The organism is Chitinophaga qingshengii (genome assembly GCF_014529935.1).
Classification (GTDB): Bacteria; Bacteroidota; Bacteroidia; order Chitinophagales; family Chitinophagaceae; genus Chitinophaga; species Chitinophaga qingshengii.
In genome coordinates this window covers 1-694 of the sequence record NZ_JACVFC010000013.1, presented here as the reverse complement: position 1 = coordinate 694, position 694 = coordinate 1, and the positions used below count along the sequence as shown (strand labels likewise).

Here is a 694-nt window from a genome sequence, read left to right as displayed (position 1 = left end):
CTGCCAGTAGCACACCAAACGGCGTGCATTGCTCCTGGCGGGAAAAACGCTGTAGCTGCTGTGTGAGGCCCTGTGGCAGCTCTACATACAAACCGCTGCCACTGCTTGTCCGCCGGCCATGCCGCGGATAGTCCGATGGCAGCTCCAGCCGCACCACCGGCGATGCAAACTGCTGCTGCCAGTAACCGGCGGCAGCAGCCATATGATCCGACGACATCAGTGATGCCATCCACACCGCATAATCCTTGTATTGCAAAGGCAGCGATGGCAATGGCGTGGAAAGATCATGGTACAGTTGTAACAGTGAACGGGTAAATACGTTGACAGACCAACCATCTGCGATGATATGATGAAAGGTTAAAACACCCGCCACCACTTCGTTTGAAAGATACAGCAGCCGCAAGCGCCACAGCGGGCTTTGCTGAAGGTCAAAGGGCGTCACCGCTTCCTCCATGGCGTAATGGGACAGCTCTTCGTCTGATTGCAGGTGCGTTTTAAATACCGGCGGCCTGATCGTCCCCGCAGGGCTGATCACCATACAAGGCTCTCCGGCGGTTGCTTCAAATGAGGTCCGTAAAATTTCATAGCGTGTCATCATCATCTCCAATGCCGTCAACAAACGCTCTTCATCCAACACGCCCCCGATACGAAAACCCAGCGGAATATTATAGGGTGCTTTCCCTTCTTCAATATG

1 protein-coding gene is annotated in these 694 nt (G+C 54.0%); it reads right to left on the bottom strand.

Annotated elements, in window-relative coordinates; genetic code table 11:
• The coding region (locus ICL07_RS32145; RefSeq protein ID WP_223152162.1) for a condensation domain-containing protein at positions 1-694 on the bottom strand (694 nt) is incomplete at both ends.